Source organism: Sorangium sp. So ce295 (assembly GCF_051527405.1).
Lineage (GTDB): Bacteria > Myxococcota_A > Polyangia > Polyangiales > Polyangiaceae > Sorangium > Sorangium cellulosum_B.
In genome coordinates this window covers 2,767,302-2,786,569 of record NZ_CP150324.1, presented here as the reverse complement: position 1 = coordinate 2,786,569, position 19,268 = coordinate 2,767,302, and the positions used below count along the sequence as shown (strand labels likewise).

At 70.3% G+C, this 19,268-nt stretch carries 17 protein-coding genes and 1 pseudogene; 7 read left to right on the top strand and 11 right to left on the bottom strand.

Going from position 1 to position 19,268, the window contains the following annotated elements; translation table 11 throughout:
- Positions 1 to 107: 107 nt before the first annotated feature.
- The gene (locus tag WMF11_RS10735; protein WP_437977387.1) at positions 108 to 1,601 is read right to left on the bottom strand and encodes a hypothetical protein; all 1,494 of its coding nucleotides are present in this window, start codon (positions 1,599 to 1,601) and stop codon (positions 108 to 110) included.
- A 249-nt stretch (positions 1,602 to 1,850) separates the two neighbouring features.
- On the opposite strand from WMF11_RS10735, the gene WMF11_RS10730 reads away from it, so the two are divergent.
- On the top strand, positions 1,851 to 2,975 hold the full coding sequence (locus WMF11_RS10730) for a hypothetical protein (protein ID WP_437977386.1): 1,125 nt from the start codon (positions 1,851 to 1,853) through the stop codon (positions 2,973 to 2,975).
- Between the two features lie 222 nt (positions 2,976 to 3,197).
- Here WMF11_RS10730 and WMF11_RS10725 read toward each other — a convergent pair whose 3' ends face one another.
- Positions 3,198 to 3,437 carry a type II toxin-antitoxin system RelE/ParE family toxin gene (locus tag WMF11_RS10725; RefSeq protein ID WP_437979299.1) on the bottom strand — a complete coding sequence of 80 codons (240 nt, stop codon included), beginning with the start codon at positions 3,435 to 3,437 and terminating at the stop codon, positions 3,198 to 3,200.
- Positions 3,438 to 3,500: 63 nt separating this feature from the next.
- Complete coding sequence (locus WMF11_RS10720; protein WP_437977385.1) at positions 3,501 to 3,728, bottom strand: addiction module protein; 228 nt, start codon at positions 3,726 to 3,728, stop codon at positions 3,501 to 3,503.
- Between the two features lie 646 nt (positions 3,729 to 4,374).
- Here WMF11_RS10720 and WMF11_RS10715 point away from each other — a divergent pair.
- Complete coding sequence (locus WMF11_RS10715; protein ID WP_437534569.1) at positions 4,375 to 4,698, top strand: H-type lectin domain-containing protein; 324 nt, start codon at positions 4,375 to 4,377, stop codon at positions 4,696 to 4,698.
- 213 nt (positions 4,699 to 4,911) lie between these two features.
- Here WMF11_RS10715 and WMF11_RS10710 read toward each other — a convergent pair whose 3' ends face one another.
- Both WMF11_RS10710 and WMF11_RS10705 read right to left on the bottom strand, forming a co-directional pair.
- Positions 4,912 to 7,152: a WD40 repeat domain-containing protein gene (locus WMF11_RS10710; protein ID WP_437977384.1), complete on the bottom strand. Its 2,241-nt coding sequence runs from the start codon at positions 7,150 to 7,152 to the stop codon at positions 4,912 to 4,914.
- Positions 7,153 to 7,688: 536 nt separating this feature from the next.
- Positions 7,689 to 8,090 (bottom strand): annotated as a pseudogene (locus tag WMF11_RS10705) (helix-turn-helix domain-containing protein); the annotation flags it as partial.
- Positions 8,091 to 8,163: 73 nt separating this feature from the next.
- Between WMF11_RS10705 and WMF11_RS10700 the strand changes: the two are divergent.
- Complete coding sequence (locus WMF11_RS10700) at positions 8,164 to 9,009, top strand: class I SAM-dependent methyltransferase (RefSeq protein WP_437977383.1); 846 nt, start codon at positions 8,164 to 8,166, stop codon at positions 9,007 to 9,009.
- A 109-nt stretch (positions 9,010 to 9,118) separates the two neighbouring features.
- Here WMF11_RS10700 and WMF11_RS10695 read toward each other — a convergent pair whose 3' ends face one another.
- The 5 genes from WMF11_RS10695 to WMF11_RS10675 all read right to left on the bottom strand — a co-directional run bounded on the left by WMF11_RS10695 (position 9,119) and on the right by WMF11_RS10675 (position 14,273).
- Entirely contained in the window at positions 9,119 to 9,658 is a 540-nt protein-coding gene (locus tag WMF11_RS10695) for a hypothetical protein (protein ID WP_437977382.1), read from the bottom strand.
- A gap of 138 nt (positions 9,659 to 9,796) precedes the next feature.
- A complete protein-coding gene (gene kynU / locus WMF11_RS10690; protein ID WP_437979298.1) occupies positions 9,797 to 11,059 on the bottom strand; it encodes a kynureninase in 1,263 nt (420 codons plus the stop codon).
- Positions 11,060 to 11,209: 150 nt separating this feature from the next.
- Positions 11,210 to 12,394 (bottom strand): ARPP-2 domain-containing protein, encoded by a 1,185-nt coding sequence (locus WMF11_RS10685; RefSeq protein WP_437551587.1) that lies wholly within the window; start codon positions 12,392 to 12,394, stop codon positions 11,210 to 11,212.
- Positions 12,394 to 14,025, bottom strand: coding sequence for a hypothetical protein (locus WMF11_RS10680; protein WP_437977381.1), 1,632 nt, complete (start codon positions 14,023 to 14,025; stop codon positions 12,394 to 12,396). The genes WMF11_RS10685 and WMF11_RS10680 overlap by 1 nt, the downstream gene beginning before the upstream one ends.
- A 32-nt stretch (positions 14,026 to 14,057) precedes the next feature.
- Positions 14,058 to 14,273, bottom strand: coding sequence for a hypothetical protein (locus tag WMF11_RS10675; RefSeq protein WP_437908314.1), 216 nt, complete (start codon positions 14,271 to 14,273; stop codon positions 14,058 to 14,060).
- Between the two features lie 416 nt (positions 14,274 to 14,689).
- Between WMF11_RS10675 and WMF11_RS10670 the strand changes: the two genes are divergently transcribed.
- The 3 genes from WMF11_RS10670 to WMF11_RS10660 all read left to right on the top strand — a co-directional run bounded on the left by WMF11_RS10670 (position 14,690) and on the right by WMF11_RS10660 (position 16,623).
- Positions 14,690 to 14,953, top strand: a complete 264-nt coding sequence (locus WMF11_RS10670; protein ID WP_157906582.1) for a hypothetical protein — start codon at positions 14,690 to 14,692, stop codon at positions 14,951 to 14,953.
- Positions 14,954 to 15,117: 164 nt separating this feature from the next.
- Positions 15,118 to 15,309 (top strand): hypothetical protein, encoded by a 192-nt coding sequence (locus WMF11_RS10665; RefSeq protein WP_437977380.1) that lies wholly within the window; start codon positions 15,118 to 15,120, stop codon positions 15,307 to 15,309.
- A 243-nt stretch (positions 15,310 to 15,552) separates the two neighbouring features.
- Positions 15,553 to 16,623 (top strand): DDE-type integrase/transposase/recombinase, encoded by a 1,071-nt coding sequence (locus tag WMF11_RS10660; RefSeq protein ID WP_437977379.1) that lies wholly within the window; start codon positions 15,553 to 15,555, stop codon positions 16,621 to 16,623.
- Between the two features lie 936 nt (positions 16,624 to 17,559).
- Here WMF11_RS10660 and WMF11_RS10655 read toward each other — a convergent pair.
- Positions 17,560 to 17,715 (bottom strand): recombinase family protein, encoded by a 156-nt coding sequence (locus tag WMF11_RS10655; protein WP_373372284.1) that lies wholly within the window; start codon positions 17,713 to 17,715, stop codon positions 17,560 to 17,562.
- A gap of 118 nt (positions 17,716 to 17,833) precedes the next feature.
- Between WMF11_RS10655 and WMF11_RS10650 the strand changes: the two genes are divergently transcribed.
- Positions 17,834 to 19,063, top strand: a complete 1,230-nt coding sequence (locus WMF11_RS10650) for an alpha/beta hydrolase family esterase (protein ID WP_437977378.1) — start codon at positions 17,834 to 17,836, stop codon at positions 19,061 to 19,063.
- Positions 19,064 to 19,268 lie beyond the last annotated feature (205 nt).

Genomic DNA, 19,268 nt, shown 5'->3' with positions numbered 1-19,268 from the left:
CTGCGTTCCCATCGACGGCTGTAGCGTACGTCGTGGGCGTGGCGTGAGCGTGCTCGCATCTGCGCGAGTCAGGAAAGCGACGCGCGCGCCGGGTTCGCGATGGCTGACTACGGCGCTGTCGGGTGCGGGGCCTGGCTCCCCTTCAGGGGCAGCCGCGCCGCGGGATCGCCGAGGAGCACATAACCCCGCAGATCGTTGCGCAGCATGAACGCGCTGCCGCGCTGCATGGGATCGACCGGGGAGGGCCGTTTCCACACGCGCGCGTCCTCCTCGGCGTGGTAGCCGGCGAGCAGCTCATCGTTGACCTCGCGGTAGGAGCGCATCAGCGCGTCGAGCGCCACGCCGGCGCGGCTGCCGCGGGCCATGGCCTGGATGCTGCTGAAGATCCGGGAGGCGCGGCTCTGGGTCATCCTGTTGGGATCGACGAAGCCAAAGGTCCAGGCCAGATCCAGGTGCGCTATCACCGAGAGCGGCCCCTCTGGATTCCGGAGCGCGGCCTGCGGCAGCGCGGCGAGGAACGAACGCTCGCCGCCCTGAGGCAAGCTCGCCAGCACCCGCTGGACCTGGCCGCCGTAGGCGCCCTCGCGCGCGAGGAGCGAGAGCCAGGGATAGAACGCGCTCTCCTTCGGCGTCCCGGCCCCGAAGCAGGCCAGACAGAACCACAGGCCGCCTGGGAGGAAGGGCGCGTGTTGCAGCATCTCCGCCGTGAGCAGCGGCGCGGAGCTGCCCTGTGCGCCCACGAGCAGCGCCCCCTGGAGCGCGCGCTGCTGCTCGACGGATGCCCACCCGCCGCGGGGCCGCCCGAGGCCGTGGCTCACGGACAGGAGCACGGAAGGCCTCGGCGTGCTCCCCGCGCGGAGGAGAGCGTCTGCGCTGCCGGCGCCTGGGATCTCGACGACGTTCGCGGCCGGGAACGGTCGCCTGCCTTGCCTCTGCGCCATCGCGACGCAAGGCGCGATGAGCAGGCTGCGGCCGAGCTGGGTAGCGGCGGTGCCGTCGTCCGCGACGAAGAACAGCGCATCGGGCCGGTCGTGGCCAGAAGGCTCCTTGGCCCAGCGTACCACCTTGTCTGCATACGCGGCATAGCCGCTGGGATCCGGCTTGCCGTCGGCGCACGCGATGTGGAGGCGGCCGACGAACGCGCCGTTCGCGAGGACGTGCTGGAGCTCGGCGGAGACGGCGTCGAGATCCCCGAGGAGGAGCAGATACCGGGGCCTCTCCTCCTCCGGAATCGACTCGTCGCGCAGCACATCGGTCTTCCAACGGGCCGCTTCGGCCATGTCCATTCCGGGCTCGACGCGGTAGGGTGTCACCGGCGCGCCTTGCTCCGCCTCCCGGAGGCGGAGGAGCGGCGCGATCGCCTGGAGCGCCTCGTCGCCCAGCGCGCCTTCGGGCGCGATCACCGACCAGCGCTGGAGTGCGAGATCGTTGGGATCGGCGTCGGGCATCTCGCGCGTGAGCGCGTCCACACGACGAGACGTCTTGTCCGGCCGCGGCGCAATGCCCGCCGTCACCTCGGGCAGGCCCGCCGCGAGGGTGGGGCGGAGCTCGGTGGCGTCCGCGAGCAGGAGCTCCAGGGTGCTGGGGAGGGCAGCGTTCATGGAGACGGCAGGGTGCCAGGGCCGTGCGGGTGGGTCAACGCGATGCCTGGATGGCATTCCGATGAAGACGCATTCATTGGCCATTCCTCGTCGCCACGCACAGGGGTAGGTCCCAGCGCGGGATGAGCACGCGGGCGCCTCGGCGAGGTGGCGACGCCGCTGTTCCTTTCGACGTCCCCCCGCGGTAGAGTGATCGCCTGATGCGGTCGCGCGCCCAGCGCCTTGAAGCGCTCGTATCGGAGGGGAACGATGCTGGACTGGTTTAAGAAGGGCCTCGGTTTGCAACATCAACCCATTCATCCTCCCTGGAGAGCTGGCCAGTATGTGAGCTATTTCCTCACGCGCGAGGATGGGACGTGGACGGCCATGGCGATTCGCCTCCACGGCCAGATGGAAGACGGATCATGGGCCCTCTCCGCAGACTTCAAGACCCAGCTCGGCGAGTGCACGGCCTGGTTCCGCTCCGATCCGAGGGCCTCGCTGGACACGTTTGACCCTATGCCGGGCCGGGTCGAGCGGATACGAGGCGCCCCGATGAGCGGGAATGCCGACGTGTCGACGCTCGTCCAGCGACCCGAGATGCAGACGTCGATGGCGATGAACCTCCTCATGGTCCGCCGCTGGGGCGCCGCGAAGGAGGCCTTGGGCGGTGCCGCGCGCGAGGTCGGCTATCCGTGCGGGATCGACCGGGCGTACCAGCTCGTCACGCCGGGCCCAGGGGCCGAGGTCCGGAAGCACCATGATCTCAACCCGCGCGTGATGCTGACGGGCGTGGCTTGCTTGTCGATCGATGGCGGCAAGAACCCGATCACCGTGACCTCTTTCGGGTGGAGTGATCCCAACGGGGGCATGCCCGATTCGTACGACGACTTCGTGGATTTCTCACACCCGAAGCGCGTTGATCACGAGGCGTTCTCGCTCACGTACCCGGCGACCTGGTTCCTCCGGTCGGAGGAGATCGAGGAGCCTGGTCTCCGGACCGTCAAGCATTTCGCGCAGCTCGGCGGCAATACCTGTGCGACGACCCTCTCGGTCACCCTGTCCCACGGCAATGCTGCGCAGGTCGCCGCCGAGCGCGACGGCATCGTGAACAAGCTGGAGGCACTCCCCAAGTCCAAGGAGGGCGATGTTCGCCGCCGGACGGCGGATGTTCCCGTGGTATCCGGGGACGCCGCGGGATTCGCGTTCGATTTCATCGGTCCGGAGATCGACGGTTTCTCCGCGAACGGCGTCTTCCGCACCGATGCTGGTGATCGCGTCGCGCAACTCTCCCTGTTTGGCTGCGTCGCGAGGGCGAACCCCCGCCGAGATCAGACGCTCGCCGAAATGCGCGCGGTGTTCCGCGAGATCGTGGAGAGCTTTCAGTTCACCTGAGAGGGGTGCTGCCCTGGAACTCGGCGCGGTTCGTCAAGACAAGCTGAGGCCACTCTCGTGGCGGCCGGGACGCCCACGGCTCGGCCGGGGGAGACGGGGGCGTGGGAGCAGCGGGCGGAGCCGATGGCGGATCGCTCGGGCAGGTCGAGTTCGGAGAGCAGGCCCTCCTGGGCGTCGAGAAGAACGACGGGGACACGCTGCGAGCGGCGGACGCTCGAAGCGTCAGCCCCCGCGGCTGCGCCAGGAGCCCGGTCGGCGCCGGAGGTGCATCACCGCGAGCACCAGGACGTGCTCCGACGCGATCGCGTACAGGACACCGTACGGGAAGCGGTGCAGGAGCATGCGCCGCACGCCTTGCTCGATCTCGGGACCCTGCTCGGGGATCTCCGTGATGCGGTCGAGGGCAGCGAGCAACTCCCCCTCGAAGCGGGAGCCTGCACGCTCGTCCCGCTCCCGTACCAGCGGAAGGCTTCGTGGGCTTCGCGCTCGGCCTCGGGCGCGAAGGACAGGGGGCGTCGAGCCACATCAGCCCCGCGCGAAGATGCGCTTCTGGGCGTCCTCCCAGGCGATCGGCTGGGCGCGTCCTGCGCGGAGATCCTCGATCCGGCGCAGCGCCTCCTCGGTCCACGCGCGCTCGATCTCCTCGGGCGGCTCCTCTCCCACGCTGTCGAGCAGGCGGAGCGCGATGAGGCGCCGCTCGCTCTCGGGGAGCTTCAACGCCTCGTCGAGGAGCTTCTCGGCCGGATTGCTCATGGAACGCAGCGTAGCAGCGCCGGCCACGCTTCGGGAGGTTCAGATCGGCCGAGCTGAGCCCCCGCGGGCGAGGTCGACATGGCGGCGTGCCGCGATCCTGCCGACGAGGAGGGGTGGTTCGACACTGCGCCTGCGGTGCCGTCGATTCCCAGCATGAGCCACAGCCATGGACTTCACGGACGGCCGATCTCCGAATGGCGAGTCCAGGAGCAACAAGCGAAGGATCCTGATCGAGCAGCCAGCTGCGTCCGTCGTCTACCAGCTGACGGCGTCGAACGGAGCGCACGCCAGCCCGACGATGTCGCTGAGCAGGTAGGGAGTCCACAGAGGGTTGGCCGATCCAGGGCCATCTCGCCTCACCATGCGGGTTGACATCGTCAGCCGCCATGCGCCCAGCGACACGCCGGACCCCCTGCGCAAGGAGATCGAGCAGCGCCTCGGCGCGAGCGCTCGATCGCGAGCATGGGCAGGCGCTCATCGCTTGCCGAGCATCCACCGCGGAGCACGACGTGGCGGCGCGCCGGGAGCGCTCACGAGGCGCTCCGGTGATCTCCCGAGTTTCCGTCGCGTGTCGTCCACCGGCTCAGGAGGGGCCTCGTGCAAAGGCGATTGACCCGGCTCGGCGCCTCGACTCCGATGCGCCGCCATGACGACCGCCGTGACCCCTCTGCAGATGCTCGCCGGCACGAACCACTTTGGCAAGGCGCAGCCGCACTGGAACCTGCTCGGACCGCCCAGCGAGGGCATCGATCGGGAGTTCTCGGCACGCGTCGAGTTCGAGCGCGAGTTCAACAGCCCGCCGGTCGTGCACATCGGCATCGCCGGTCTGGACGTGGAAGGCAGCGACGCGGTGCGCGTGCGCGTGCGCGCGCGCCACATCGATCGCGCCGGCTTCACGGTGCTGCTCAGCACCTGGTTCGGCAGCCAGGTGCACGGCGTCGACGTCAACTGGATCGCGCTCGGCACCTGAGCCGATGCCCCTCCTCTGGACCGCACGATGTGGCGCGCTCTCCCAGGGGCTGTCACCGACGCGAGCGCGCTGTAGAAGATGGCATCCCGTCGTAGGCGTGCTTCCCGACGAGCCCGTCCCCGCGTCCTTCTACGACCGGCGAGCCCCGCAGCTGCCCGATTCGCTGCCGGGCGGCCGGCCGGTCGTTCGATGTCGAGCAGGCACCTTTGCGGCTCACGGCAGGTCAACGTCTGCGTCGAACGGGACCCGACCGTACGAGCGCTCGCAGGACTCGTAGCCCCGGCGGGCGTCTTCGTCGCTCTCGTCGAGGTAGGTCCGGCGCATCTCAGGAGAGATGCAGTCGCTGGTGGCGGCGCGAAGGGCCTGCCGAAGCGCGTCGGTAGAGATGGCCCACACCCGCGCCGTCTTGTCCGACGTGGTGACCACGCGCTGCCCGTCGGCGCTGAACGCCGCCGAGAGAAGCGAGCCCTCATGGCCGCGGAGCACGATGGCCGTGCCGCTGCCATCCGCGTTCCACACACGCGCCGTCCTGTCGTGTGAGGCCGTCACCACCCGCTGCCCGTCGGCGCTGAACGCCGCGAAGCTGACCCCTGCCTCGTGGCCTCGGAGCACGACGGGCGCGCCGCTGCCATCCGCGTTCCACACCCGTGCCGTCTTGTCGTGCGAGGCCGTCACCACCCGCTGCCCATCGGCGCTGAACGCCGCGGAGAGCAGCGAGCTCTCATGGCCCCGGAGCACGACGGGCGTGCCGCTGCCGTCCGCGTTCCACACACGCGCCGTCCTGTCGTGCGAGGCCGTCACCACCCGCTGCCCGTCGGCGCTGAGGGCCGCGGACCAGACGGGGGCCTCGTGCCCCCGGAGCACGACGGGCGTGCCGCTGCCATCTGCGTTCCACACACGCGCCGTCCTGTCGTGCGAGACCGTGACCACCCGCTGCCCATCGGCGCTGAACGCCGCAACTCTGACCCAGTCCTCGTGCCCCCGGAGCACGACGGGCGCGCCGCTGCCGTCTGCATTCCACACACGCGCCGTCCTGTCGTTCGAGGCCGTCACCACCCGCCGCCCATCGGCGCTGAACGCCGCGTACCCGACCCCTGCCTCGTGGCCGCGGAGCACGACGGACACGCCGCTGCCGTCCGCGCTCCAGACACGCGCCGTCCTGTCGTGCGAGGCCGTCACCACCCGCCGCCCATCGACGCTGAACGCCGCCGACCACACCGGGGCCTCATGCCCCCGGAGCACGACAGGCATGCTGCTGCCATCCGCGCTCCACACACGCGCCATCTTGTCGTTCGAGGCCGTGACCACCCGCTGCCCATCGATGCAGAACGCCGCCGACCACACCGGGGCCTCATGCCCTCGGAGCACGACAGGCATGCTGCTGCCGTCCGCGCTCCACACACGCACCGTCGTGTCGTTCGAGGCCGTGACCACGCGCCGCCCGTCAGGGCTGAACGCCGCGGAGCTCGCGTCGCCCTCGTGGCAACGGAGCACGATGGGCACGCCGCTGCCGTCCGCGTTCCACACACGCGCCGTCCTGTCGAACCCGGTGGTGACTACCCGCTGCCCATCGGCGCTGAACGCCGCGTACCCGACGCCTGCCTCATGGCCGCGGAGCACGACAGGCGCGCCTCCGTCCTCCGCGTGGTCGTGGTCGCAACCGGTCTGCGCGTGCTCGGACTCATCCGCGTGAACAGGGCCATTCCGGGCACTCCCCGCGCTCCACACCCGCGCCGTCTTGTCGTTCGAGGCCGTGACAACACGCTGCCCGTCAGCGCTGAACTCCGCAGAGCTCACCTCGCCTTCGTGGCCCCGGAGCACCACCGGCGCTCCACTGCCATTGCCATCCGCGCTCCACACCCGCGCCGTCTTGTCGTTCGAGGCCGTGACCACACGCTGCCCATCAGCGCTGAACTCCGCGGAGATCACCGCAGCCGCGTGGCCCCGGAGCACCACGGCCGTGCCGCTGCCATCCGCGTTCCACACCCGCGCCGTCCTGTCGTGGGAGGCCGTGACCACACGCTTCCCATCCGCGCTGAACTCCGCGGAGCTCACCTCGCCTTCGTGGCCCCGGAGCACCACGGCCGTGCCGCTGCCATCCGCGTTCCACACGCGCGCCGTCCTGTCGTGGGAGGCCGTGACCACACGCCGCCCATCCGCGCTGAACGCCGCGAACACAACCGCGCCCTTGTGGCCCCCGAGCACCACAGCCGTGCCGCTGCCATCCGCGCTCCACACCCGCGCCGTCCCGTCGTCCGAGGCCGTGACCACACGCCGCCCATCGGCGCTGAACGCCGCGAACATGACGGCGCCCTCGTGGCCCCGGAGCACCACGGTCGTGCCGCTGCCGTCCGCGTTCCACACCCGCGCCGTCCTGTCGCCCGAGGCCGAGACGATGCGCTTCCCATCGGGGCTGAAGTCAGCACGCAGCACGTTGCCCCGATGGCCGCGCATCGTGAGCATCAAAGGAGCCGAGGCGAGCACATCACGTGTCAGCTCGGTCCAGCCACGTACGTTTTCCGCCTCTCTCACCTCGAGCAGCAGCTGCACCGCTGACTCTGGCCGATCTCGCGCCAGCAGCTCACGAGCGCCGGCCATCAGCGAGGATGCTCGCATCAGCGCCGCCTGGGTCGCCGCCTCCCGCTGCGCCTCCTCCGCCCTCCGCGCGGCAGCCTCCGCATTCCGTGCCGCGGCCCGCTGCTCCAGCGCCCGGACGACGATGACCGCCACCACCACGGCCACCGCGGCGGCAACGGCCGCACTCGCCACCAGCCTCGGTCGCGGCGCACGCTCCCGGGCCGCCCGCCGCTCCTCTTCCTCTTCCTGCTTCAACGTCGCCCGCTCCCGTTCCTGCCCTCGCTCGCCTCGCGCGCGACGGTAGCAGGCCGCAACCGGGTACGTGCCCCGGTCCCGCCAGCCCGGGAGCGCGCCACGCTCCGCCGGGCAGGGTTGCCGCCCTCCTGCGCACGCGCCGCGCTGGGACCGGAAGGGGGATCGAGACGGCCGGCGGCGGCGAGCCGGACGATGCTGCGAAAGCGCGGACACTCCATGTGGCTCGGCGCGGTACACGCCGCCGCGTGGCGCAGGCCGTCGCGCAGGGCGACCAGGCGCTGGATGGTCCGGTCCAGCTCCTCGGCCTTGGCCGTCAGCCGCTCTCGCTCGATGCGCGGCTGGCCGTCGGGCGAGAACATCCGGGCGATCTCGTCCAGCGAGAACCCCGCCACCTGGCCGAGCGCGATCAGCGCCAGGCGCTCCAGCACCCCGGGGTCGAACAGGCGCCGCAAGCCCCGCCGCCCGGTGGACGCGATCAGCCCCTTCTCCTCGTAAAACCGCAGGGTCGAGGCGGGCACGCCGGAGCGCCGGGCCACCTCCGCGATGTCCAGCTGTTTCACGCTTGACCTCAAGTTGACTTGAACTTGCAGACTACGGCACATGAGTTCCGACTGCAAACCGAAGGAGACGCCGATGTCCGAAGCCCATCAACCGAATCGCGACCAGGCCACGCTGTGGAACGAGGCCAGCGGGCGCACCTGGGTGGAATTGCAGGAAGTGCTCGACGGCATGATGGCCCCGCTCGTGGCGCCGCTCATCGACGAGGGCTTCCCCGGCGAGGGCGGGCGGGTCCTCGACGTCGGCTGCGGCGCGGGCGCCACGTCCCTCGTGATGGCGCGGCGCCTCGGGCCAGCGGGCCTCTGCCTCGGCGTGGATATCTCCGGGCCGCTCGTGGCGGCCGCCAGGGCACGCGCCGCCGCCGAGGGGCTGGCGTCCGCCGCGTTCGTCCAGGCGGACGCGCAGACCCATGCGTTCGAGCAGGGCACGTTCGACGCGGTGATCTCGCGCTTCGGCGTGATGTTCTTCGACGATCCCGCGGCGGCGTTCGCCAACATCCGGCGCGCCGCCCGGCGGGAGGCGAAGCTCTCGTTCGTGGCATGGCGCAGCGCGGACGAGAATCCGTTCATGACCGAGGCCGCGCGCGCTGCGGCCCCGCCCCTGCCGAGCTTGCGCGTCCCGGACCCCGACGCACCCGGCCCATTCGCCTTCGCGGACAGAGAGCGGGTGCAGCGGATCCTGGACGCGAGCGGCTGGGCCGACGTCGACATTCGCCCGATCGACGTGCCGATCGGCGTCGCGGAGAAGGACCTGCTCGCCTACCTCACCCGGCTCGGACCGGTGGGTCAGGCGCTGCGGGACGCGGACGAGCCGACGCGCGCCCGGACGGCCCAGGCGGTTCGCGCTGCCTTCGACGCGTACGTCCAGGAGGGCGCGGCCCGCTTCACGGCCGCCTGCTGGCTCGTGAGCGCGCGCGCCTAGAGAAATCCTGCCAGAACAGCCGGTCGATGACGAGCCGTCGCCCGGCGCGCCGTGCCCGGCGCCGGGCCGAGACCGACATGCCGCGCGTCGCGAGGCGCCGGGCCGCACCTCAACCAAGGTCGCCTGTGAAGCGGATCGGCACGCGAAACGCCGCGAACATGGCCTTCACATGCCTGGGCGAGAAGAGCGCGCCGAGCGTCGTGTCCTCGACCCCGCGGCTCCGCACCAGGTCGTGGAGTTCGAGCAGCGAGTACGCGCAGAAGAGCTCGAGGCGCTTTCCGATGTGCTTCAGGATCCTGCCGCGACTCCTGTAATACGGCGCGTAGTCGCCCTTGTACCGGAGATCGAGCGCGTCGATGCGGACCTCGTACTGCACGTAGGAGCGCTCCCCGAGCGCACGATTGCAGAGGAGCTCGGCTTCGACGTGCGCGCCTGTGTCGTCCACCACAACGCCGGGCCCATCCCCGAAGACCCAGAGCCCGTCGAAATGGGGAGCTTCGGCCTCTCGCGCCTCCTCGTGCGTCTTCGGGTGTCCGGGCGACACGGAGAAGCACGCTCGAAACTCGTCGCGTATCTCGGCGCTGCGCGCGCAGAGCGCCTCCATCTGCCGCTCTTTCGGGACCGAAAACAGTTTGGCCGTCTTGCCCATGAGCCGTGCTCCTCAGCGATGTCTCGCCCGCAGCCCGAGAGTGCCCGAGTCAGAACCTCCCATGTTACCCGATCGCAGCGGGCTGCGAGCGCCGGGCCAGCGCGTCCCCGGCGGCTTCCCGTCCAGGCTACGGGCGGATCAGGTCACCGCGCCGCGCTGGTGGAATTCCGGCTTGTCCCAGGCGCCGCTCTCCAGAAGGTCGCGCAGCGCTTCCACCGCATCCCAGACGTCGACGAAGCGGGTATACAGCGGGGTGAAGCCGAAGCGCATGATGCGCGGCTCGCGGTAGTCGCCGATCACGCCACGGGCGATCAGCGCCTGCATCACCGCGTAGCCCTGCGGGTGCTCGAAGCTGACCTGGCTGCCGCGGCGGGCGGCGTCGCGCGGGGTGACCAGGATCAGCGGATGCTGGCCGCAGCGGGCTTCCACCAGCTGGATGAACAGCTCCGTCAGCGCCAGCGACTTGGCGCGCAGCGCGGCCATGTCGGTATGGCGGAAGATGGCAAGCCCGCATTCCACCAGCGAAAGCGCGGTGATCGGCTGGGTGCCGCACAGGAAGCGGCCGATGCCGTCGGCGGGGGTGTAGGCGGGTTCCATCGCGAACTGCCGGGCATGGCCGAACCAGCCCGACAGCGGCTGCCCGAAGCGGCTCTGATGACGCGGCGCCACCCACAGGAAGGCCGGCGCGCCGGGTCCGCCGTTCAGGTATTTATAGGTGCAGCCGACGGCGAAGTCGGCGCGGGCGCCGTGGAGGTCCACCGGCACGGCGCCCGCGGAATGCGCCAGGTCCCACACGGTCAGCACGCCGGCTTCGCGCGCGAGCGCCGTGACGGCGGCCATGTCGTGCATGGTGCCGGTCTTGTAGTTGACATGGGTGAGCATCAGCACCGCCACGTCGTCGCGGATCGCCTGCGGCAATTCCCTGGGCGAGTCGATCAGGCGTAACTCGTAGGCTGCGCCGCCCATCTTCAGCAGCTCGGTCAGGCCCTCGGCGATGTACAGGTCGGTGGGGAAGTTGTCGCGCTCCGACACGAGCACCCGGCGCTCGGGCGCGGTGGTCTGCTGCTGGCGCAGCGCCGTGGCCAGCACCTTGAACAGGTTGATGGACGTCGTGTCGGTGACCACCACTTCGCCGCTGCCGGCGCCGATCAGCGGAGCCAGGAGGTCGCCCAGGCGGCGGGACAGGTGCACCCAGCCGGCCGTGTTCCAGCTACGGATCAAGCCGTCGCCCCATTCCGCTTCGATCACTTCCCTGGCGCGGGCCAGCGACGCCTTGGGGAGGGCGCCCAGCGAGTTGCCGTCCAGGTAGATCACACCGTCCGGTAGCGCGAACTCGTCGCGCAGGTGGCGCAGCGGGTCGCTCGCGTCGCGGGCAAGGCAGGTGTCGCGGGTGGTCTGCAGGCTCATGTAAAGCGTCCTTCGGTTCCGCAGCGCAGGGTGCGCAGCATGGCACGGACCGGCCTCGCGCCCAGGGGGGTCGTCGTCGATGCGTACGGGAGCAGCGCGACCACAGCCGCGCGCCCGCACGTGAATGAGCCGGGAACGGCGCGCTCACCTCGTCCGCTTCAGCGCCGCCTTGAGCACGTGCTCCGCGATGAGGTAGCCGAACCCCTCGCCCTCGATCCGCCGGATCAGCTGGTCGCGCGTGGTCCGGAGCGCCGCCGCCGTGGCGTTCAGGTTCCACCCGTGCGCCGCGAGCTGCTGGAGGAGCCTGGCGCGCCTCACCTGCCCCGCCGCGAGCCGGTACGTCTTCGCGTACTCCAGCGTGCCGTCCTCGCGCACGATCGCCTCGCCGATGTGGTTGTCCAGCGACGGATCGAGCTCGGTCATGAACCGCTGCAGCGAGAACGGCCCCGCCCGGTACACGCGCTCCGCCGCGATCGGCCGGCCGAGGAGCCCCGCGGCCGTGTCCACGTGCAGCGCGCCGGCCTCCGCCCGCGCCCGGCCGAGCGCGGCCCGCAGGTCGTCGAGCGAGCCGATCTGCGCGGCGTCGAAGGTGTGCTCGAGCGCCTGACTGTCGCCGTTGTGGCGGGCCGCGTAGAGCAGCGTCTGCTCGTAGAAGTCCTCGATCAGCGTGCGGTGCAGCGCGCGGTAGTCGTCGGGGTGCGACACGACGAACACCGACGCGAGCAGCTCGCCGACGAAGAGCAGGACGCCGCACTGGCCCTCGTGGATCTCGAAGACGCGCAGCGCGTCCTCCAGGCTCGGGATCGCCCGGCCGGAGAGCGATACCTCGGTGCGCGGGTCGAGGCCGCGGGAGATGGCCCGCCGCGAGTACTCGGACCAGGCGATCTCGGGGGCGTTGAAGTGCAGCGCGAGGAAGCCCTCCATCGCGAGGTGCAGCGGCAGGAGGCGCAGGCGGTTCCGCTCGGCCGGGTCCTCGCCGCGCGCCTCGCGCCGGGCCATGCGGTGGAGCAGCTGGACGCCGCAGCCCCACTTGCTGAGCGGGTTCCGGACCTCCGGCCCCGCGAGCGCCGCGCCGAAGGACGCGACCGGCGAGCCGTCCTCGGTCCACCCGATCACGAGCGCGTGCGGCACGTAGGAGCAGTAGGCCGTGCCGTCGCCGAGATCGACGATCGACCAGGCGTCCTCGTGTCTGCGGCCGGCGATGCGCAGGTCGTCCCGCGGCGCGTCCCGGAGGAGCGGGACCAGGCGCACGCCCGCGAAGACCTGGGCGTGCGTCGCGGAGAGGCCCCGGAGCGAGAGCGACCGGAGCAGGGCCGGCGCCTTGGCCATCAGGGCACCTCGAGCGCCGCGGCGGGCGCCTCTTCTGCGGGCTCGGCGGCTGCTGCCAGCTCCAAGGCGTCTGCCGGATCCATTGCGTCTGCCAGCTCCATTGCGTCAGCCGGCTCCATTGCGTCTGCCAGCTCCACGGCGTCTGCCGGCCCCGCGTCCGCAGCTGGCTCCGCGGCGCCCGGCGTCCGGGCGTGCCGCGAGAGCAGCGCGGCCGCGCGCTGCGCGAGGTAGCGCTCGAGCTCCGCGAGCGGCGCCGTGCCCTCGGCAAAGCGGGCGAAGCCGAGGACCGTCGGCAGGTCCTCGGCGTCGCGCAGGCCGACCGTCGGGATCGACGGGCCGAGCGCGCGGGGCGCGTAGCGCTCGCTGTCGAACACGGGGTTGATGTGGACGATCGACGTGCGCTGCCCCGGATCGAGCCGCGCCCGGAAGCAGCGGGCGACCTCGGCGGCGGCGCCGGGCGGGTCGTTCTCGAAGCCGTCCGAGAGGACGACCACGACGTCGGGTCGCCAGGCGAGCGCGTCGAGCAGCGGCGTCGCGAGATCGGTCTGGCCGCGCGCGCCGACGAGGATCTCGTCGGGCGTGGGCGCGGTCCAGAAGGCGCGGTACTCGCGGGCGGCGGCGCGGAGCAGGTAGCTCACGCCGAGCGCGACGGCGAGCGGGCGGCGGCGCTTCTCGCTCGATCCGGACGCCGAGTAGCTCCTGTCGAGCACGGCGGCGACGCGCCCGAGCGCGGCTGGGCTCTTCCTGAGCGCGCGGGCGGCGGCGCGCTCGAGCGCCGCGTGGAGCTCGTCGCGGCGCTCGCGCCGCACCTTCTCGGGCAGCGAGAGCGCATAGAGCGCGACGCGCGTGAGCGGGGCGCGGCCGAGGTCGACGGCGAGGTCCACGTCCTCTCGCCCGGCGGCGCGCTGGAGCCGGAGGCGCTCGCCCTCGGTCATGCGCGGCGCGGCGCGACGCAGGAGCTCTTCGCGAGAGACGCCGCGGGCGGCGGCGAGCCCCTCGGCGACGGTCAGCGGCAGGTCGAAGATCGCCTCTTTCGCATAACGCGCCTGCCGCGCGCGCTCGAGGAGCGGCGTCTCGAACGGCGCACGCCGCTTGGGCTCGAACAGGAAGGGCCCGATCTCGCCGGGGAGCTGGAGGTGGGCGTGCACCGCGAGCGCGCGGAGGTGGGCGCGGTACTTGACGGCGTCGAACGCCGGGTCGGGCCGGCCGGCGAGGTAGCCGCGGATGACGGCGCGCGCGCGGCGGTTGTTCACGCGGCGCTCCCGGAGCTCGCGCAGCGCCCGGAGCGCGCGCTGCGGGGGGAGCTCCCGGAGGGCCGCCGCGATGAGCGAGCCCTCCTCGCGCCGGTCGGGAGCGGGCGTCTCTGCGCCGGTCGCGAGGAGGTTCACGGCGATGCGCGCCTGGTTGAAGTGGTTGATGCCGGCGGCGAGCGTGCGCGCGTAGAGGCGGCGGTAATTGCCGAGGATGTACTCGTGGAGGAACTCGATGGAGACGGCCTGGCCTCCGGAGGTGCCATAGAACTCGGCCTGCCCGGTGCACGCGAAGCAGGCGTTGATGAACATGACGAGGTCCTCGCGCTCGACGCGCTCGGTGTGGAAGCGTGCGGGGGGCGCGGGAGGGACGGGGGGCATGGCAAAGAGCCGCCCGGGGAATGGTGGGGCGATCAACCTACGACAGTTTCCAGACTGGGATCGGAAATCGCCCCGAAGTCCCACGGGCGGCGACCGGCAGCATACACCTGGAGGGGCGCCTCGCGGAACGGGCCGAGCATGTTTGCTTCGCCGGCGCACCGCGGGGGATAGCTGCCTGGATCGGGGCGGCGCGAGCCCACCTGGGTGCGCTGCGCGTTGCGCGCCCGGAGACGCACCTTGTCTTTCATGCAGGACCATCCGACAACCCGTCGATCGCTCGCGGTGGGGGGCGTCGCTACTGCAGCGCGATCAGGATCGGGCACGGCATAGCCGGCGTCCACCTTGCAATAAGACTTTTGCAATAGACTTTTCCGAGAGGGCACGATGCCTGTGGTTGCGACCTTGATGTCCCGCGGCCCCCTCGTCCCTTGACCGCTTTCCCCGAGGGAGGCAACGCGGCGTGTGGGGCGCGAGCCGCCCCTGGCACGCGTGCCCGCACGGATGAGTTGTTGGTACAGCGTCACTTTTCCAGGGGGAGCGGCAGGACGCGATGGGGCGGGTTTCAGCGGATTTCGAGGGGGTCGAAGCCGGCGTCGACTCGGCGATCGTGGGCGCTAACCCCGCGATCTCTGGTCGGCCGGACGATTCCGTGACGCTTCCGGCGATGCCCTCAGCGGTTGTGAAGCAGACCGCGCTGACGACCCCTCCCCGACCCGAAGCAGCCCCGATCACGCCCCCGGCGAGCAGCCCGCGCCAGGTGCTCGTCACGACCCTCACGCAGACCATCGCCGCTGCCCACGTAGCGGGCGACCTCGCGACCGCGCAGATCGCCGCTCGCACCCTCTCGGCGCTCCTCAGCGCCCCGCAGCAGCCCAACCACGTTGCGCCTGTCGTCGACCTCGCCAGCGCGCGCCGCGCGCGATCCTGAGCCCATCCTGAACGCCACCGCGGCCGGCTGAACGCCGTCGCCGTCCACCAGGCCGCAAGTCCCACGACGGGGTCTGCCGCCTGGAGGTCGCCGTTCCGCTGATCTACGTCGCCGGTCGGTAGCGGGCGCCGTCTCCCTACGGCGAGGCAGAGGTTCGCGCCATCGTGGACCTGCTCTGGGAGGTGCATCAGTGGGAGCGCTGGGTGTTGATCCTCGTCGGCGGCGGTGAGCAGGTGAGCGAGATCGCCCGGAGCCTCGGGATGCCGATCGGGACCGCCCTCTCGCAGCTCCGCCGAGGGCGCAGCCACCTTGCCGCCATGCTCAAGCAGCGGCGTCGCGTAGCTCGCGCTCGCTGAGAAGCTCATCGATCTCCCCAAAAAAGTCTCTGCCATTCTGGGCATCAACCTCACGAGCGACGAAGAGCGCTGATGGACGTTATCGAAGAGCTCGATGACCCGCACGTCCCCATCGCGCAGGCGTGCGCGACACTCGGCGTCAGCCGCGTTACGCTCTACCGGCAGACCCAGCCCGCGAGGCCACCCGCGCTGCGGGGGCCCGTTCCGAGCCCACGCCGTCTCAGTGACCCCGAGCGGCAAACCGTGCTCGATGTGTTGCACAGCGACGAGTTCGTCGACCAGCCCCCGCCGGAGGTCTACGCGACGCTGCTGTCGCGCGGCGTCTACCTTGCCTCCATCCGTACGATGTACCGCCTGCTCGCGGCGTCCGGCGAGAGCGGCGAGCGACGCGCGCAGCGTGGGCCGACGAAGCATGCCAAGCCGACGCTCACCGCCACAGCCCCCAACCAGATCTGGACGTGGGATATCACCAAGCTGCGCGGGCCGCTGCCCGGGGTCTTCTACTGCCTGTACGTCGTCCTCGACCTGTTCAGTCGCATGACCGTCGGCTGGCTGCTCGCCGAGCGCGAGAGCGCGGAGCTCGCCGAGCACCTCTTCGCAGAGACGGTCGCCCGCCACGGCGTCGAGCCCGGTTCGCTCACGGTGCACGCCGACCGCGGCTCCGCGATGAGGTCGGAGGGGCTCGCTCAGCTCCTCGGCTCGCTCGGCGTCGTTCGAAGCTTCAGCCGGCCTCACGTCAGCGATGACAACGCCTTCTCCGAGTCGCAGTTCAAGACGCTCAAGTACCAGCCCGACTATCCGGACCGCTTTGCCTCGCTGGCTCATGCGCGGTTCGAGGCGAAGCGCCGTCGGCCGCTCACGGTGGAGCTCGATGGTTTCAACGTCGAGGCGGCGGTGCGCATCGAGGGCTACGACGACGAGGGGCGCGAGCGGCTCGTCCGGTATTGCGCGCGTCCCTGCTTCGCTTTGGAGCGGCTCAGCATCCTCCGCGACGGTCGGGTGGCCTATCAGGTGAAATACCCGCGGCGAGAAGGAACGCATCGGGTGATGACGCCGATTGTGTTTTTCGCGAGGCTCGCCGCGCTGGTGCCGCCGCCGCGCCATCCGCTGGTGCGCTACCACGGTGTGCTCGCGCCGCATGCGAAGCAACGCAGCCTCGTGGTGCCGAAGGCGACGGGGAAGGCGCGTAAGGGCGAGCAGCGCGCCGGAGCTGATAGCGCGGGCAGCGATGACAAGAAGAAGACGACGACGATCACGCCCTTGCCGGCGAGGCAGGCGCCGAAGGGGCCGGCGAGAGGCATGGAGACGCCGTAGCGCAGAGGAGACGAGCGAAGCGAGGCGGCGCCGTCGGCAGTGTCGGAGCGAGGCGCTCGGGACGTGGCGGTTGGGGCGCTGCTGACGATGGTGCATGGCGCGGTCGAGCGCGAGCGGGTGTCGACTGCGCTGGGCGCTGTACTGCCGTGGGCTGATGTTGGATTCGTGTCGGAGGGGATCTCGGTCCGGCATCTTGATCGGCTGCTGGATGGGCTCCTTCTGGCGACGTCGCCTCGCGTCGAATGGGCGAAGCTTTTGCGGCGGACTTACGCAGTAGATGTTCTCGCGTGCCCGCGATGCAGCGGGCGGATGCGACTCATGGCCGCGATCACGGACAAGGCGACGGCGAGGAAGATCTTGAGCCACCTCGGTCTGTTCGCCGAGCCGCTGGAGTGCCGCGCGCGGTACCCGGCGGACCCCGCGTGACGAAACTGAAAGGGGAGGGACGCTGCTCGACGACCTGGCCGGGGGGAGGTCTGCCCTGAGGTGCGTGCGCCGGCCATCACGACGCGCCGCGAAACGCGACGGCGGCCGTTTGGACGAGCTCAGTAGTGTACAGCTATACGGTAGGATGCCTTCCGCTTGGTGCCAGTAGTGTACAGCTATACGGTAGGATGCCTTCCGCTTGGTGCGACGTCGCGGTAATCGCAGGCGTTTCACGAGTGGAAGGCCTGTCTGATCGCATAAGGCCCGTTCTGTCGATAAGCTCGTACAGTCGGACTGCACGAGCCAGGAACGGCTCCGAGAATTTTGACTTTGCGGAACGCGTTTGCTTGTCCTATCCGCACGGAGACAGCTGATGGACCTGGTGGAAGACTTCGCCGAGCCTGGGGTCTCGGTGGTCGCCGCGTGCGCCGCGCTGGGAGTGAGCCGTGCGACGTTGTACCGAGGTACGAGCCCGCCGCGGCCACCGGCGATACGAGAGCGCGTGCCGAGTTAGGATTCTCGTGACCGCTGTCTCATCCGCGTTGACAAATTCCACCTCCGTCGACCGAACGAGAATTCGCCGACGTACTTTGGGTTTCGCAGCATCTCGCGAATGGCGGAGTGCATCCAGCCCGCGCCAGCTCGGCGTCGCCCACGAGCGCCCACGTGCTCACCCGCGGATCGGACCGAGGGAGCGAACAGCGAAGGAATAAATTTCTAGACCGTGACTACGGTACTTACAAGCGGTAGGTAAACCCGTACGTCCCCTTTATGGAGAGGCCTAATGAACCGCGCTTCCCTCGTCGTCATTCTCACCTCGTTCGCGTGTGCCTCGGCGCTCGTCGGTTGCTCGTCCGATTCGGGCGACACGCAGGGCTCTGGAGGTAGCGCTCCCAATGGTTCCGCAGGCACCGGTGCCGTGGGCACGGGCGGCTCGGCCACGGGCGGCTCGGCCACGGGCGGCTCGGCCACGGGCGGCTCGGCCACGGGCGGCTCGGCCACGGGCGGCTCGGCCACGGGCGGCTCGGCCACGGGCGGCTCGGGCACGGGCGGCTCGGACACGGGCGGCTCGGGCACGGGCGGCTCGGACACGGGCGGGGCTGCTGGCTCAGGTGGTAGCGGAGCCGGCGGGGCCGGGTCCGGTGGTAGCGGTGGTGGAGGCTCGGACACGGGTACGTTGTCCGCCGGGTGCGGCAAAACGCCGACCATTGACGCCAGCATGTACAATAACGGCAACCCGATCTCGATTACGGCGGCGAATCGGCAACGTCGATACATCCTGAGCGTGCCGGCCAACTACGACAATAAGAAGCCGTACAGATTGGTCATCGCTTGGCATCAGCTCGATGGAAACGACAAGCAGATGTATCAGCAGAACTACTACTGGCTGAAGGACATCGCCGACGCCGCCAGCAGCACGATCTTCGTGGCTCCCAATGGGGAGAAAAACGGAACGCCGTGCACCGGGAATGGCAACGGGGAAAGCGGCTGCGGGTGGCCCGACTCAAGCGGCTCGAACGTGGCACTCGCGGACGCCGTGGTAGAGCAGGTCGAGCAAAATTTCTGTATCGACAAGAGCAAGATCTTCGCAAACGGCTGGAGTTACGGCGGCAGCATGTCCTACCGGACGGCTTGCTCGCGTCCACTCGATGGAACCGGCACTTGGGGTGTCCGCGCCGTCGCCGTCTACAACGGAATGGCGCAGCTCAGTGCCGGCAACTGCAAGCCGAGCGAAGCGGTCGCCTTCTACGCATCCCATGGAACCAACGACAACGTCCTTCAGTACAGTGCCGGTGTCTCGATGGCGCAGACGTACGCCGGGCTGAACGGTTGCACCTGGAAGGAGCCGACAAGGGCCACCGGAAACCACGTGTGCACCAACTTCATGGGCTGCACGACGGGTTATCCGGTCGAGTTCTGCTCCTTCGTGGGACCGCACACGCCTGATCCGCCGCGAGAGGGTGGTCAACGTTGGCAACCGCAAGAGGTTTGGAAGTTCTTCAGTCAGTTCTAGGCTGCCAAGAGTCGAGCCTAAAACCTCTTGAAAGGTCGGATCGAGCGTGAGCTACAGCGCTTTGTGGAAGCCAAGTTTGCCGACGTGCCCGACGCTCTGTTAGCACCGGGCTCGGAGAGCGATCTCCGGGGCCGTCGCGCTTCTCCCCCACGTTTCCGCGACCTTCGGCGCTCGGCGAGCACCACGCACGCGTGGACAGCGCTCG